This is a genomic window from Kitasatospora sp. SUK 42 (assembly GCF_015776785.2).
In the GTDB taxonomy this organism is placed as follows: domain Bacteria; phylum Actinomycetota; class Actinomycetes; order Streptomycetales; family Streptomycetaceae; genus Kitasatospora.
The window spans coordinates 1,710,294-1,723,656 of sequence record NZ_LFMD02000003.1 but is presented as its reverse complement, the minus strand read 5'-3'; the positions used below and the strand labels follow the sequence as shown (position 1 = coordinate 1,723,656).

At 69.5% G+C, this 13,363-nt stretch carries 9 protein-coding genes; 1 reads left to right on the top strand and 8 read right to left on the bottom strand.

Annotation, left to right across the window (positions count from 1 at the left end; all coding sequences use genetic code 11):
- Window positions 1-193: 193 nt before the first annotated feature.
- Window positions 194-781 carry a TetR/AcrR family transcriptional regulator gene (locus RZ50_RS17465; protein WP_217680591.1) on the top strand — a complete coding sequence of 196 codons (588 nt, stop codon included), beginning with the start codon at window positions 194-196 and terminating at the stop codon, window positions 779-781.
- 43 nt (window positions 782-824) lie between these two features.
- On the opposite strand, the gene RZ50_RS17460 is transcribed toward RZ50_RS17465, so the two are convergent.
- From RZ50_RS17460 to RZ50_RS17425, 8 genes are all read right to left on the bottom strand, one after another.
- On the bottom strand, window positions 825-1,766 hold the full coding sequence (locus RZ50_RS17460) for a M23 family metallopeptidase (protein WP_196946984.1): 942 nt from the start codon (window positions 1,764-1,766) through the stop codon (window positions 825-827).
- Between the two features lie 412 nt (window positions 1,767-2,178).
- The gene (locus RZ50_RS17455) at window positions 2,179-4,530 is read right to left on the bottom strand and encodes an immune inhibitor A domain-containing protein (protein WP_196946983.1); all 2,352 of its coding nucleotides are present in this window, start codon (window positions 4,528-4,530) and stop codon (window positions 2,179-2,181) included.
- Window positions 4,531-4,873: 343 nt separating this feature from the next.
- Entirely contained in the window at window positions 4,874-7,393 is a 2,520-nt protein-coding gene (locus tag RZ50_RS17450; RefSeq protein ID WP_196946982.1) for an ATP-dependent Clp protease ATP-binding subunit, read from the bottom strand.
- A 651-nt stretch (window positions 7,394-8,044) separates the two neighbouring features.
- Complete coding sequence (locus RZ50_RS17445; protein WP_196946981.1) at window positions 8,045-8,395, bottom strand: Lsr2 family protein; 351 nt, start codon at window positions 8,393-8,395, stop codon at window positions 8,045-8,047.
- A gap of 91 nt (window positions 8,396-8,486) precedes the next feature.
- Window positions 8,487-9,023, bottom strand: coding sequence for an amino-acid N-acetyltransferase (locus RZ50_RS17440; protein ID WP_196946980.1), 537 nt, complete (start codon window positions 9,021-9,023; stop codon window positions 8,487-8,489).
- Between the two features lie 10 nt (window positions 9,024-9,033).
- Complete coding sequence (locus tag RZ50_RS17435) at window positions 9,034-9,471, bottom strand: BlaI/MecI/CopY family transcriptional regulator (RefSeq protein ID WP_196946979.1); 438 nt, start codon at window positions 9,469-9,471, stop codon at window positions 9,034-9,036.
- Window positions 9,472-9,767: 296 nt separating this feature from the next.
- Window positions 9,768-11,324 (bottom strand): bifunctional lysylphosphatidylglycerol synthetase/lysine--tRNA ligase LysX, encoded by a 1,557-nt coding sequence (gene lysX, locus RZ50_RS17430; protein ID WP_196946978.1) that lies wholly within the window; start codon window positions 11,322-11,324, stop codon window positions 9,768-9,770.
- Window positions 11,325-11,410: 86 nt separating this feature from the next.
- Window positions 11,411-13,213, bottom strand: coding sequence for a hypothetical protein (locus RZ50_RS17425; RefSeq protein ID WP_196946977.1), 1,803 nt, complete (start codon window positions 13,211-13,213; stop codon window positions 11,411-11,413).
- Window positions 13,214-13,363 lie beyond the last annotated feature (150 nt).

The window sequence follows — 13,363 nt, the reverse complement described above, 5'->3', positions numbered from 1 at the left end:
CGATCGTCGGCACGGTAGGTTGTTTCCTAGCCGGTCGTCAAGCCAGTTTCCCGACCGGCCGCCTGGGCAGGGAGAATGAGCCCGGGGCGGACACCACCCCCGGGGTCCGCAGCAGTTCACCGACGCAGTCATGAGGCAGGCCATGGGCACTCCGCACAGCCCCCGCAGCGATACGCGGGCTCGCATCATCGAGGTGTCCCTGGAGCTCTTCTCGGAGCAGGGCTACGAGCAGACCTCGCTGCGTGAGATCGCCGACCGGCTGGGTGTCACCAAGGCCGCGCTCTACTACCACTTCAAGACCAAGGACGACATCGTCCTGGGCATCGTCGAGCGGATGGCCGCGCCGATCGACGAGAGCATCGAGTGGGGCCGGAAGCAGCCCTGGAGCCCGGAGATGCGCGACGAGCTGATCCGGCGCTTCGCGGACGGCATGACCGAGCGGACGCCGCTGCTGCGCTTCTTCCACGAGAACCAGCCCGCCCTGCGCGAGTCCCCGGCCGGGCTGGCCTTCCGGGACCGCATGATCACCATGATGCAGCTGGTGCACGGGCCGGGGGCGGACTTCCACGACCGGCTGCGGGCCGCGATGGCGCTGTTCACCGTGCACTCGGCGATGTTCCTGCTCAAGCAGGACGACGCGGCCTGCGGCCACGTCGCCGAGAACGTCTGGGGCGAGCCGCTGGAGCCGGCGCCCACCGTGGAGGCGGCGATCGGGGCGGCCCGGGACGTCGCGTTGGACATCGGCTCCCGGATCAGCCCCCCCGACCGGTCCGCCGACTGAGAGCCCGCCGGCCGGGAGCCCGCCGACCGGGGCCGCCGTTCCGTCAGAACGCGGTGACGCCGTGCCCGGAGAGGTACGCGATCGGGTTGATCACCGCGCCGTAGCGGTTGCTGGTGCGGATCTCGAAGTGCAGGTGCGGCCCGGTCGAGTTGCCGGTGCTCCCGGACAGCCCGACCCGCTGACCCGCCGACACCCGGTCGCCCGCCGAGACCGAGAGCGCGGACAGATGCGCGTACTGCGCGAAGCGCCCGTCGTCCAGCCGCAGCACGACCTCCTTGCCGTACGCGCCGTCCCAGCGGGCCGACTCCACGGTCGCGTTGCCGACCGCCAGCACCGGCGTGCCCGGGCCGACCGCGAAGTCCACCCCGGTGTGGTACCCGGCGGCGTACTCGGAGTTGGCCACCCCGTACGGATTGCTGGTCGGTGCGTCCGGCACCGGCGCCGACCACTCCGGGGCGGGCGCGGGGGCCGGCTCGGGCTCCGGCTCCGCCTCCGGGGCGGGCGCGGACCCTGCTTCCGGGGCCGGCGCGGGGTCCGCGGCCGGGGGTTCGAGCGCCAGCAGGTTGGGCGCCACCGCCACGAACTGCTGGGCCGACTCGCCGTCATCGGGCAGCTTGTACGGGCTGGGCCCGGCCACCTGGACCAGCCCCGGGTCGGGCACCGCCGCCTGCGGGGCGGTGAAGGCCGAGCTGCCCGGTGTGGTCGGCAGCACGGTCTGGGCCGAGGCGCTGCCCGGCGCGGCCACCAGCAGCGCGCCGGCCAGCAGCACCGCGGCCGCTCCGGCGGCGGCCACCGCGTGGTCCCGCTCGGCCCGCTGACGGCTGCCCGGCAGGGTGGCGTGCCGGGGGGTGGCGAGCGCGCGCAGCGGCGGCGCGGCGTGGGTGCGGACGGCCTGGTCGACGCGGGGCCGCCAGGCGGCCGTCCGGGCCGACGTGCGAGCGGCGAGCCGGCGTACGGCCGGCCCCACGGGCGGGACGGTGATCATCGCCGGGCCTACCTCACGGTCGTACGGGGACAGCACGAAGCGCCCGATCGGGCGCGTGCTGAGCGGGGGACCACTCAGGTTTAACGGTCACCGAGCGGAGTCCCAAACGCCGTGACGTACTACGGCGTGTAGTCAACGTGGCGCCGGAGATTCAAGCCGACGGAGCAATGATCATGAGATCCGATAGTCCTCGACCGGCCCGACCCGACCGAGGGCCCCATACCGGGCGGCTACTAGCGCCGGTCGTACCGCTCCGGGCGGCTGTGACCAGCGACACCCGCCCGCGGGGTTTGACGCGGCGCAAAAGCGTCCGGCCCGCCCCCGCGCGATGGCGGGGGCGGGCCGGACGTGGAGGGACCGAGCGGTCAGGTCACCGTTCGACCACCGGGGCGGTCAACCGGCGATCAGCCGATCAGTTGTCGACCGGGCGAACCCGGATCCAGGTCTCCAGGTAGTTCGCGGACTCGTTCTCGACCTCGATGCTGGTGCCGGTCTTCGGGACCTTCACGCTGCTGTACTGGTTGTCCTTGGACCAGTACTCCTTCAGGTCCGAGAACTCGTCGACTCCCTTGGCCTTCGGGATGACCGTCTCGACGCCGTTCTTGTGCAGCGTCATGCCCGGGGTGCGACGCGAGCCGAAGGTCGAGTCGTAGCCCTGCATGCGCGGACGCAGCAGGGTGCCGTCCGACCACTTCAGCGGGGCCGGGTGCGAGTCGATCGGGAGGACCAGACCCTCGCCCGGGTGGTTGCTGACGTTGTTGTCGGTCTGCGAAGCGTCCCAGTACCAGATCAGCAGACCGGGCTGGTACGGGTAGTGCTCGACCCAGTTCGGCTTGGTGGTGCTCCAGCCGAAGTTGTACGGGCCGGTCTTCAGGGTCTGGTCGAAGGAGACGTACTGCCGGTTCTCCGCGATGTAGTACTGCGCGTAGTCCTTGGTGTACGTGCCGGTGAAGCGGGTGAAGCCGTCGGCCACCCAGCCGTTGTCACCGTTCTCGACGTCGTCGCTGAAGACCGTGGCGCCGTCGGCGGTCACGTTGATGTCGTCCAGCGCCAGACCGCGGTAGTGCAGGCCCGGGTCGGTGGTGTTGTGGAAGCGGACCTTGATCTGCTTGCCGGCGTAGGCGTCCAGCGGGAAGGACAGGTCGCCCCAGGTCGCGGCGAGGCCGGACAGGGCCGGGCGGCCGTTGTCCTTGGGCAGCGGCTGGCCGTTCCAGGTGCCGTCCAGGACGGTCCAGTTCTTGCCACCGTCGGTGGAGACCTCGCCGAAGGCGAAGTCGAAGTCCTGCTCCAGCTCGTACCAGGCCTTGGCGTTCAGGCTGGCCTTGGTCTTGCCGGTCAGGTCGACGTCGTGGGTGAGCGTGACGTTCAGGTTGTCGGCGCTGCCGCTCCACCACTCGTACTTGCCGCTGAACGGCTTGTTGATGTCGGTGGTGATGCTCTTCTTCGGCAGGTCGACGATCAGGCCCTGCGGGAGGTTGGTGTTGTACTCCGCCGGGCCGATGTGGTGGGTCGACTCCTTGCCGGCCTTGGCGCGGTCGGCCTTCAGCCAGCCGAGCTGGTACTTGCTCCAGGCGTCGAGGTCGTTCGGCATGTCGCCGATGCTGTCCTTGCCCTCGCCGAGCCAGGAGCCGGAGGACATCAGCGACCAGAAGCCGACCGAGTTGTCGATGCCCTTGCCCGCGGTGTCGTAGAGGTCCGGCAGACCGAGGTCGTGGCCGTACTCGTGGGCGAAGACGCCGAGGCCGCCGTTCTCCGGCTGCATCGTGTAGTCGCCGATCCAGAAGCCGGAGTCACCGACCTGGACGCCGCCGAGCTTGTTGTTGTCGGGGCCGGCCTGGCCCTGCAGGTTGCCGTAGACGTACGAGCGGTGGGCCCACAGGGCCTTGCTGCCCTGCTTGCCGCCACCGGCCGACTTGTCCTCGCCGGCGTGCACGATCTGGAAGTGGTCGATGTACCCGTCGGGCTGGTTGAAGTTCCCGTCGTGGTGCGAGCCGTAGCGGTCCCACTGGTCGTACTGGGCCAGGGTCGCCTGGATCTGCTCCTTGGTCTGACCCTTCGCCAGCTGGTCCTTGTACCAGATGTCGACGGCGTCGCGGATCAGGTCCTGGGCGCTGCCGCAGACGTTGGAGCCGCAGTAGTCCGAACCGTACCGGGCCTCGTTCCACGGCACCCGGACCCAGTCCGAGACCACGCCGTCGACCGAGTAGCGGCCCGAGGACTGCTTCTCGTAGAAGGTCTTCAGCGAGGGCTTGTCCTTGGAGAAGTACAGGTCCTGGTAGTGCTGCTGGTTGTAGTCGGCCTGCCAGGCGGTCGAGTTGTTGGTGGCCGCGTCCGGCTTCTCGATCTCGTTGTGCTTCGGGCCGGGCTCACCACCGAACTTGATCTTGCCGTCGGGCGTCTTGGTGGTGTTGTCCACCTGGTCGCCGAAGTCGACCAGGATGGTGAAGATCTTGTCCGTGCGCTCGCGGGCGAGCTCCACGTACTTGTCCTTGCCCAGCTTCACGCTGGTGCTGCCGTTGTGCTGCTCGACCTTGGCGGTGCCGTTGAGCAGCTGCTCGGTGGCGGCCTTCTGCTCGGCGTCCACCTTGGCGGTCAGCGGACCCGGGATGTTGTGCTCAGTGCTGGACTGAACGGCGTCGGCAGGGTCCCGAGGGACCGGCGCCGAGCCGGCCGCCACGGCGGTGCTCGGGAACAGGCCCGCGCCGAGCGTGACTATGACCGCTGCGGCCGTCGCGGCCGCAGCGGTTCTCCTGGTGTTCTTCAACGTTGTGACGTCCTCCCCGACCGGGGCCAGCTCTTGGCCAAAGCCCGGCAAACCAAAATGAAAGACAGGTGGACGTCATTTGATACAAGCGTGCACAGAAAAGATAGACCTTGACCAGGACATGGTCACGGCGCTATCCTCCCCGACTCCCCATCAGCTGACAAAGTGTCAACCGTATGCTGGTTAAACCTTACTGAGAAATTGGACGCACCCGCACCAAGCGGCCGGGAGACCGACCACCCCGGACAATGCCGGGGGAGGAGCCGTCCGGCCGCAACGCACCGAGCCCCCGGCGCGAACGCCGGGGGCTCGGTGGCTGTGAAGTTGTCTGTTAAATGTTGCTCTACTTCGTGAGGTCCGGACCGGACGAGGCGACCTCGGCCGGGGTGTCGGCGACGGCCGACTTCTCCTCGCCGCGGAAGGTGAACTTGGCTTCCTTGCCCTCGCCGTCCACGTCGACGACCACGATGTGGCCGGCCCGCAGCTCGCCGAAGAGGATCTTCTCGGAGAGGTGGTCCTCGATCTCGCGCTGGATGGTGCGGCGCAGCGGACGGGCACCCAGGATCGGGTCGTAGCCGCGCTTGGCCAGCAGCTTCTTGGCCTCGACGCTGAGCTCCAGGCCCATGTCCTTGTCCTTGAGCCGCTCGTCCACCTTGGCGATCATCAGGTCGACGATCTGGATGATGTCGTCCTCGGACAGCTGGTGGAACACCACGATGTCGTCGACACGGTTCAGGAACTCGGGGCGGAAGTGCTGCTTGAGCTCCTCGCCGACCTTCGCCTTCATCCGCTCGTACCCGGTCTGGGTGTCACCCGTGGCCGCGAAGCCCAGGTTGAAGCCCTTGGAGATGTCCCGGGTGCCGAGGTTGGTCGTCATGATGATGACGGTGTTCTTGAAGTCGACCACGCGGCCCTGGGAGTCGGTCAGGCGACCGTCCTCCAGGATCTGCAGCAGCGAGTTGAAGATGTCCGGGTGGGCCTTCTCGACCTCGTCGAAGAGGACGACCGAGAACGGCTTGCGGCGGACCTTCTCGGTCAGCTGGCCGCCCTCCTCGTAGCCCACGTACCCGGGCGGGGAGCCGAACAGCCGGGAGACGGTGTGCTTCTCGGAGAACTCGGACATGTCGAGCGCGATCAGCGCGTCCTCGTCGCCGAAGAGGAACTCGGCGAGCGTCTTGGACAGCTCGGTCTTACCGACGCCGGACGGGCCGGCGAAGATGAACGAACCGCCGGGGCGCTTCGGGTCCTTGAGGCCCGCACGGGTGCGCCGGATGGCCTGGGAGAGCGCCTTGATGGCGTCCTTCTGGCCGATGACGCGCTTGTGCAGCTCGTCCTCCATGCGGAGCAGACGGGACGTCTCCTCCTCGGTCAGCTTGAAGACCGGGATGCCGGTGGCGGTGGCCAGGACCTCGGCGATGAGCTCCTCGTTGACCTCCGCGACGACGTCCATGTCGCCGGCCTTCCACTCCTTCTCGCGCTTGGCCTTGGCCTGCAGGAGCTGCTTCTCGTCGTCGCGCAGGGACGCGGCCTTCTCGAAGTCCTGCGCGTCGATCGCGCTCTCCTTCTCGCGGCGCACGTCGGCGATCTTCTCGTCGAACTCGCGCAGGTCCGGCGGCGCGGTCATCCGGCGGATGCGCATCCGGGAGCCGGCCTCGTCGATCAGGTCGATCGCCTTGTCCGGCAGGAAGCGGTCCGAGATGTACCGGTCGGCCAGGGTGGCGGCGGCGACCAGGGCGGCGTCCGTGATGGAGACCCGGTGGTGGGCTTCGTAGCGGTCGCGCAGACCCTTGAGGATCTCGATGGTGTGCGGCAGCGAGGGCTCCGCGACCTGGATCGGCTGGAAGCGGCGCTCCAGCGCGGCGTCCTTCTCCAGGTGCTTGCGGTACTCGTCCAGGGTGGTGGCACCGATGGTCTGCAGCTCGCCGCGGGCCAGCATCGGCTTGAGGATGCTGGCGGCGTCGATGGCGCCCTCGGCGGCGCCCGCGCCGACCAGGGTGTGCAGCTCGTCGATGAACAGGATGATGTCGCCGCGGGTGCGGATCTCCTTGAGCACCTTCTTCAGGCGCTCCTCGAAGTCACCGCGGTAGCGCGAGCCGGCCACCAGGGCGCCCAGGTCCAGCGTGTAGAGCTGCTTGTCCTTGAGCGTCTCCGGGACCTCGCCCTTGACGATCGCCTGGGCCAGGCCCTCGACGACGGCGGTCTTGCCGACGCCGGGCTCACCGATCAGGACCGGGTTGTTCTTGGTGCGGCGGGACAGCACCTGCATGACCCGCTCGATCTCCTTCTCGCGCCCGATGACCGGGTCGAGCTTGGCCTCGCGGGCGGCCTGGGTGAGGTTGCGGCCGAACTGGTCCAGGACCAGCGAGGTCGACGGGGTGCCCTCGGCGGGCCCGCCGGCCGTGGCCGACTCCTTGCTGCCACCGGTCTGGTAGCCGGACAGCAGCTGGATGACCTGCTGGCGCACCCGGTTGAGGTCGGCACCCAGCTTCACGAGGACCTGGGCGGCGACGCCCTCGCCCTCGCGGATCAGACCGAGCAGGATGTGCTCGGTGCCGATGTAGTTGTGGCCGAGCTGCAGGGCCTCCCGGAGCGACAGCTCCAGGACCTTCTTCGCCCGGGGGGTGAAGGGAATGTGACCGGACGGGGCCTGCTGGCCCTGGCCGATGATCTCCTCGACCTGCTGGCGAACGGCCTCAAGAGAAATCCCGAGGCTCTCCAGGGCCTTGGCGGCGACGCCCTCGCCCTCGTGGATCAGACCCAGGAGGATGTGCTCGGTGCCGATGTAGTTGTGGTTGAGCATCCGGGCTTCTTCCTGAGCCAGGACGACAACCCGCCGCGCGCGGTCGGTGAACCTCTCGAACATCGTTTATCGCTCCTCAGAGCGGTCGGGCAGTTCGGGGTCCGTCCCCGCCCTGTCCTTCCGCATGCTAGTCCCGCTCAGCGGCGCGGCCCACGGATTCACTCCCCGGTACGGGAGCGAGATGCTGCGCGACCAGCCGACACCAATCCCAACCTGATGCTGGGAATCGGTGTTCCCACAGGTGGGCCGGATGCACCGGAATCCGCTACGCCATCGGCGAACAAGAGCCGCCGGGGCGGAGCCGGACCCTCTCCGGCCGGTCGTACATACTGCCCCTGGACGGGCCCAAGGACCCGTCCACCTGCATTCATACCCGGTATCGGGGCCGTTCTCGCGCAGTTTCCGCGGTGGCGGTGTTCGCCTGGCGAGAAGTCGGGCCGCGGTGGCGGTGGTTCAACGGCGGTCGGGACGGTCGGTACGCCACCCCGGTGGTGTCCGCGTCACTGCTTCGCCCCTACAGCGTTGCACAGCTGGTGATTGTTCCGCCGCCCGAGCCGGCGGCCCCGGAGGGCCGGACACGGGCGGTGCCGGAGGCGTTCGGACGCGCGCCGCGGGGCGCGGAGGAGGCTCCTCCGCGCCCCGCGCGTGTGTCGTCGGCGCCCTGTGCGACCGCCGGGGCCCCGCACCCGCCCCGGCGGGCCGGCAGTGCCGGGGTCAGGACGCGTTGGCGTCCTCGTAGGCCTGGCGGACGCCGCTGGGCACCCGGCCGCGGTCGTTGACCTCCATGCCCTGCTCCTTGGCCCACGCGCGGATCTTCGCGGTGTCCGGCGAGCTGCTGGACGGACGCGCCGCCGCACCGCGGCCCGGACGCCGGGAGCCGGCGAGCCGGCCGCTCTGCTTGCGGCCCTTCTCCACGTACGGCGCCAGCAGACCGCGCAGCTTGTCCGCGTTGGCGCTCTTCAGGTCGATCTCGTAGGCAACGCCGTCGAGCGCGAACGTGACCGTCTCGTCCGCCGAACCGCCATCGAGATCGTCTTCAAGAATGACCTGCACCCTCTGTGCCACGGGCTTCCCTTTCCGCTAAACGACCCATTGCCTAAGGAAAGGAAAGCGCCTTTCTCCGGAAAACACAAACCCTTGACCGCTACGGAGCCGCTCAGAGGTGCAGCAGCATGCGCGAGTTGCCCAGTGTGTTGGGCTTCACCCGCTCCAGGTCGAGGAACTCCGCGACACCTTCATCGTACGAGCGGAGAAGTTCTTCATAGACATCCGTAGCGATCGCCGCCGGGTCTGTCGTACCATCATCGGTTTCCTGAAGCTCCCCGATCTCGACGAAACCGTGTTTCGCGAAGAACGGAACCTCGAACGTCAAGCAGAAAATCCGACGGACGCCGAGCCAGCGGGCGGTCTGGAGCAGCTTCTCCAGCAGCACATGCCCGATCCCGAAGCCGCGGCAGGACGGATCCACCGCGAGCGTGCGGACCTCGGCCAGGTCCTCCCACATCACGTGCAGGGCGCCGCAGGCCACCACCACGCCGTTGTCGTCGCGTTCCGCGACCCAGAACTCCTGGACGGATTCGAACAGTGTGACCGTGGGCTTGTCCAGCAGAATGCCGTCGCGCGAGTAGGCGTCGATGAGCCCGCGTACGGCCCGTACGTCCGTGGTCCGCGCCCGGCGGATGGTGACCTCCATGACCGGGACGTTATCGCGTCGCCCCCGGCGGGGTCTCCCCGGTATCCGGTCCGGCCTCCGGGGAATCCGCGGGGGGCGGATCGGACGGGAACAGAGCGGCGACCCGCAAGGCGTCCCGGAGAGCCTCGCGTTGCTCCGGGGACATCAGGCCGAAGAAGTGCACCAGGGCCGCCGCCGGATTGTCGCTGGTGGCCCATGCGTCGTTCATCAGCGCTGCCGTGTACGCCTCACGCGAGGAGACCGGTTCATATCGATAGGCCCGGCCGGCCCGCTCACGGCGCAACCAGCCCTTTCTGTGCAGCTTGTCCAGGACGGTCATCACCGTGGTGTACGCGATTTCGCGTTCCGACTGCAGATCCAGGAGAACCTCGCGAACCGTCACCGGTCGGTTCCACCGCCACACCCGGGTCATGATGGCGTTCTCAAGTTCGCCGAGTTGCCGGACCATAGTGCGGCCAGGATAGGGAGTGAATGGGGCAAATCTTGTGAAGTGCGCCAAACCGGCGCGCCGCCACCCCCGGGAATCGGGAATGGCGGCGCGCCGGTCGTTCGGGGGCGGCTGACGGCGTCAGTCGCGGGTCCGCTCGCGGTCCCCGGGAGGGCTCCCGGGGATCAGGGGATCAGTCGACGTCTTCCTTGGCCTTCTGGGCCCCGCCCTGGCTGCGGACGATGGCCCGCACCAGGAATCCGAAGCCGATCGCCATGACCAGCGGCGGCACGATCGCGCTGACGTAGTCCATCAGGTCACTCCTCCTCGGTCTTCTCCGCCGTCGCGGCGGAAGCCTTCGGCTCCGGCTTCACCAGCGGGAAGAGCACGGTCTCCCGGATGTTCTTGCCGGTCAGCAGCATGATCAGGCGGTCCACACCGAGGCCGAGGCCACCGGTCGGGGGCATCGCGTACTCCAGGGCGCGCAGGAAGTCCTCGTCCACCTGCATCGCCTCGACGTCGCCGCCGGCCGCCAGCAGGGACTGCGCGGTCAGCCGGGCGCGCTGCTCGACCGGGTCGACCAGCTCGGAGTAGGCGGTGCCGATCTCGGTGCCGAAGATCACCAGGTCCCACTTCTCGGCCACGCCCGGGATCGAGCGGTGCTGGCGGGTCAGCGGGGAGACCTCGGTCGGGTAGTCCTTGAGGAAGGTCGGCCGGACGGCGTTCTCCTCCAGCAGGCGCTCGACCATCTCCAGCACGATCTGGCCGTGGCCCCACTCCTTCTCGAAGGGGATGCCGTGCTCGGTGGCCAGCTTGCGCAGCTCCTCGACGCTGGTCTCCGGGGTGACCTCGGCGCCCAGGCGGGCGGAGATGCCCGGGTAGACGCTGATCTCCTCCCACGGCTCGGCCAGGTCGATCTCGTGCTCCACGCCGTGCGCGTCCACGCCCTTGATCACCGTGGTGCCCAGGGCGTCCCGGGCCGCGTTGACGATCGTCTCGCGGATCAGCTCGGCCTGGGTGTCGTAGTCGCCGTAGGCCTCGTACGACTCCAGCGAGGTGAACTCCGGGTTGTGGGTGGAGTCCGCGCCCTCGTTGCGGAAGTTGCGGTTGATCTCGAAGACCTTCTCGGCGCCGCCGACCACCAGCCGCTTGAGGTACAGCTCGGGGGCGATGCGCATGTAGAGGTCGATGTCGTACGCGTTGATGTGCGTCTTGAACGGACGCGCGTTGGCACCGCCGTGCACCGGCTGCAGCATCGGGGTCTCGACCTCGATGTAGCCGCGGTCCTCGTAGGTGCGCCGGATCGAGCGGACGACCTTGCTGCGCAGCTGGAGGATCTCGCGGGCCTCGGGGTTCACGATCAGGTCGACGTAGCGCTGGCGGACCCGGGCCTCCGGGTCGGTCAGGCCCTTGTGCTTGTCCGGCAGCGGGCGCAGGCACTTGGCGGTGAGCTCCCAGCGGTCCACCATCACCGACAGCTCGCCGCGCTTGGAGGTGATCACCTCGCCCTCGACGCCGACCTGGTCGCCGAGGTCGATGTCGGACTTCCAGGCGGCCAGCCGCTCGGCGCCCAGCTTGTCCAGGGAGAGCATCACCTGGAGGTCGCCGGTGCCGTCGCGCAGGGTGGCGAAGCAGAGCTTGCCGCCGGTGCGGGAGAGGATCACCCGGCCGGTGATGCCGGCCCGCTCACCGGTCGCGGTGTCGGGCTCCAGGTCCGGGTGCTTGGCACGCAGGTCCGCGATGGTGCTGGTGCGGGGGAATCCGACCGGGTACGGGTCGACGCCGGCCGCCCGGAGCCGGTCCAGCTTCTCGCGCCGGACGCGCATCTGCTCGGGAAGGTCGTCGGTCGCGGGAACAAGGCTCTGATCGCTCACCCCACAAGGGTAGCCAGCCACACAGGGTGCTCCGCGACGGGATTACCGAGGGGGGAGACCGCAGCGGTGGTCTCCCCCCGTACGGGTCAGCGGTCGCGGCGGGTCAGGGACCGGCGGGCGGTGACCAGCCCGGCGGCGCCGAGCACGATGGCGGCGGCACCCGTCGCCGCCATCGGCAGGGTGTTGGAGCCGCCGGTGCTGGCCAGCGAGCCGTCGGTGGCCTGGACGGCGGCGGAACCGCCGGTGCCCGTGCCGGATCCGGTGCCCGGGGCGCCGGCACCGGGGAGGTTGGCCGGGACGAGCGCGCCGGTCGGCTCGGTGGTGGGTGCGGTCGTGGGCGCGGTGGTGGGCGCGGTGGTGGGCGCCTCGGTGGGAGTGGTGGTGGGCGTTCCGGTGGGAGCGGTGGTGGGGCTCCCGGTGGGGTCGGGGGTGGGCGTGCCGCCGGGAGCGGCCCGCAGGGTGACCTTCAGCAGGTCGTTGGCGGGGTTGTGGTCCCAGCTCATGACGGCGCTGGGGTGGCCGGGCTCCAGGTTGCTCTGCTCGTTCTGCAGCGAGACCGTCGCGGTCAGCTCCCCGGTGCCCTCGGGCAGCGACAGGCCCAGCTTGTGGGAGACGGTGGCGCCGTTGGGGGTGAAGAAGTCGCCCATCCCGTCGCAGGAGAACTTGTTCAGCGGCTTGTCGGACTTCTGGCCGAGGACGTAGTCGTCCGCCCGGCAGGTCGAGGGGAGGCCGGTGACCTTGACGCCCTCCGGGAACTGCACGCTGAGGTTGGGGGTGGCCTCGCCGCCGCTGCGGTCCATGATCGAGGCCGGGCCGTTGTTGGCGGCGCCGAGCGTGAAGGTGCCGGCGGTGCCGGAGGCGTCCGGCGCCCAGGAGCCGTTCACGGCGAAGTCGGCGGTGTTGTCGGCGATGATGTCCTGCTCGGTGGAGAAGGCGTTCACGTCGAGGTCGGCCGGGATCCCGTTGCCGGAGGTCCTGACCAGGGTGGCGGGCGCGCCGGTCCCGCGCTGGAACGAGAGCCGCCGGCGCAGGTCCGCGGAGCTGCTGCCGTGCGCGTCCTCGGAGGGGACGACCGCGTATCCGGCGAAGTCGTGGTACGCGGTCGTGCCCACGGCGAAGTCGAGACCGTTGAGCTTGACGGCCTGGCCGGGGGCGATCTCCCCCTCGATGGTGCAGATGCCGTGCACGGTGGGCACCGGCCCGCTGATGCCCTTGCCCGCCGTGCCCGGGTCGGTGGCGTACTCGCAGTTGGAGGGCCAGGTGGCCACGTTGAGACCGGGCGTCAGGTAGACCTCGACGATCGTCCGCTCGGCCGCGGACTCGCCGCGGTTGGCGAACTCCAGGTCGGACGCGAGCCTGCTGCCGACCTGGACGCCGCTCTGCTCCGAGGGGGACTTGGTGCGGAACGCGGCCGTGCCGATGTTCACCCGGATGTCGGCCTCGCCGGTCTCGGCGCCGGGGGCGCTGAGGGTGGCGTGGACGGTTCCGGTGGAGCCCGGGCGGACGCCGGCGACGGCACTCAGCCACAGGTTGTTGGAGATGTTGATGTTGTCGGTGTCCAGGTAGCGGACGTCGCAGGTGATCACCTTGCCGGTGGCGGTGCAGCCCGGCGCGGTGAGCGTGGCCAGGCCGTCGAGGCCGGTGGTGTCGAGCGCGAGCCTGGCGCCCGTGACGGGGCCGGTGCCGGTTCGGCCGACCCGCAGGAAGACGTTCTCGCCCCACTGGGGCTGGGGGGTCGGGTGGGTCGAGATCTGGAGCGTGCCGGCCGTGTAGATCTTGAGCTGGTGGTCGGCGGCGTGGGCCGGGACGGCCGCGGTGCCGACGGCCAGGGCGGCGACGAGCGAGGCCGCACCGGCGCCGAGGGCCCGGCGCGTGCGAGTCGAGTGCATGGGAATCCCCCGTGAATCGAGTGGTGAGGATCCGCACCCTAAAGATCGTTTACCGGTCGTCAACCGGGTTGATCCGGTATCAATTCGCACAGGCTGGTATCGAACGGCCCGGCCCGTGCGGTGAAGGTTACGAAGATGTGACTGATGGTC

What these genes read in the sequence shown, in the direction of transcription:
- RZ50_RS17460 (WP_196946984.1), bottom strand. Translation starts at nt 1,766, where the DNA reads ATGATCACCGTCCCGCCCGTGGGGCCGGCCGTACGCCGGCTCGCCGCT.
- RZ50_RS17450 (WP_196946982.1), bottom strand. Translation starts at nt 7,393, where the DNA reads ATGTTCGAGAGGTTCACCGACCGCGCGCGGCGGGTTGTCGTCCTGGCT.
- RZ50_RS17440 (WP_196946980.1), bottom strand. Translation starts at nt 9,023, where the DNA reads ATGGAGGTCACCATCCGCCGGGCGCGGACCACGGACGTACGGGCCGTA.
- RZ50_RS17435 (WP_196946979.1), bottom strand. Translation starts at nt 9,471, where the DNA reads ATGGTCCGGCAACTCGGCGAACTTGAGAACGCCATCATGACCCGGGTG.
- RZ50_RS17425 (WP_196946977.1), bottom strand. Translation starts at nt 13,213, where the DNA reads ATGCACTCGACTCGCACGCGCCGGGCCCTCGGCGCCGGTGCGGCCTCG.